The following is a 1,534-nucleotide window of genomic DNA, read 5'->3' on the forward strand; positions in this document are numbered from 1 at the left end:
CATTAATCTGTCCAAATTGTTCATATGCCGTGTTATCTATGACGATTTTGCCTTGTGGTGTGGTGATTTGTGCTTGCAGTATGAACTTTAATATATCACATTAACTTTAGAGCCTGCTGGGAAAAAGTTTTGTATTAATTATCAATAAGCTTATTCTTTTATCTTAGGTAAAACTATATCAAAACATTTATTTGGTGATGAAAAATTATATCAACATTTTCAAACATTGATAAAATTGCTCAACAACTATATGAAGGATTAAAGAAAAATATTATTAATAGGTACACCATGAAAAAAATAATTATTTTACCTCTCATTTTTTGTTTATTGTTTGTCATTCTTTTGCTAACTCTGTAAAAGAAAATTTTGATCATTATGCTATATCATTAATAATGTCAAGTAGTTCAAATACTCCTTTTTGTTATTCGTTTCTTATTGATTATTACCCAAATGGTCAAATAAAAGAGAGGGGTTGTCAAGGACATTATAATGCGACAGGTGTTTTTGTAGGTAATTGGTATGAATATGATATATCCGGTATGCTCGTGCGTACTAAGTATTATCATCCTGATGAGTTTGGTAAAGATTATAAAATTATTATGACTTATGATAGAAACGGTAAGATTTTAACTAAAAAAATATTTAATTATGATGATTTATATGAAAATGAGGAAGTTGAACTTCATGAAATACCCAAATAAAAAACTAATTTTTATTATAATGTTTTCTTTAATGCTGTGGAAATCTAATATTGTAGTAGCAGATTCTGTAATCGAAAATAGTTTAATTTCATAAGCTAAAAATGGTGATAAATTTGCCCAGTATTCTTTAGCAAATCTACTTTTATCTCAACATACTAATATGAAATATAATGATAAAGTTTTTTATTGGTATCAACTATCTGCGCAACAAGGATATGCAGAAGCTCAGTTTGCTTTAGCTATCCTTTATGAAGAACTTGATAATAAAGAACAGGCAATTATTTGGCTAGAAAAAGCAGCCAAACAAAATCATGTACAATCCCAATACTTATTAGGGGTTAATTACAGATTTGGATTTTGGGGTCTTGAACATGATAGCACAAAAGCATTATATTGGCTAACCAAAGCGGCTAATCAAGGTTATACAGCGGCTCAGGTCGAATTAGGTAATTTATATTTAACAAATAGTGAAATAGATACCTATGAAGATTATGAAAAGGGGATTAATTGGTATAAAAAAGCTGCTGAAGCAAATAACCCTTTCGCACAACTTAATTTAGGAATAATTGAAAAAGCGCAATCGAATTATAAAATAGCTCTGTTGTGGTTTGAACGCGCATGTAAAAATAACCTAACTGATGGTTGTCTATTAGCATCTGAAATGATTGTAAAAAAACAATAGATTTGCCGACGTTCATCACCCAAACGCAGACAGAGGCAGGTAAAATACCCGATGAAGATAAAACATTGGTTGGTATATCAAAAGGGGCAAAATTACTGGCGTCAGCATCAGAATCGGATACAAAAGTCGGTGAGCGCCTTAAAGGTTCGGA

At 30.5% G+C, this 1,534-nt stretch carries 2 protein-coding genes; both read left to right on the forward strand.

The genetic code is table 11. The features are described 5' to 3' along the window. The first annotated feature begins 392 nt into the window (after positions 1-392). On the forward strand, positions 393-701 hold the full coding sequence (locus tag ACGH4F_RS09560; RefSeq protein WP_411591023.1) for a hypothetical protein: 309 nt from the start codon (positions 393-395) through the stop codon (positions 699-701). Positions 702-861: 160 nt separating this feature from the next. After that, on the forward strand, positions 862-1,383 hold the full coding sequence (locus tag ACGH4F_RS09565) for a tetratricopeptide repeat protein (RefSeq protein ID WP_411591024.1): 522 nt from the start codon (positions 862-864) through the stop codon (positions 1,381-1,383). The last annotated feature ends 151 nt before the right edge of the window (positions 1,384-1,534 follow it).

This window comes from Gilliamella sp. CG35 (assembly GCF_046635745.1).
Taxonomy (GTDB): Bacteria; Pseudomonadota; Gammaproteobacteria; order Enterobacterales; family Orbaceae; genus Gilliamella; species Gilliamella apicola_I.

Excerpts from the sequence above, each read along its gene's own strand:
- ACGH4F_RS09565 (WP_411591024.1), top strand. The coding sequence starts at position 862 with ATGAAATATAATGATAAAGTTTTTTATTGGTATCAACTATCTGCGCAA.
- ACGH4F_RS09560 (WP_411591023.1), top strand. The coding sequence starts at position 393 with ATGTCAAGTAGTTCAAATACTCCTTTTTGTTATTCGTTTCTTATTGAT.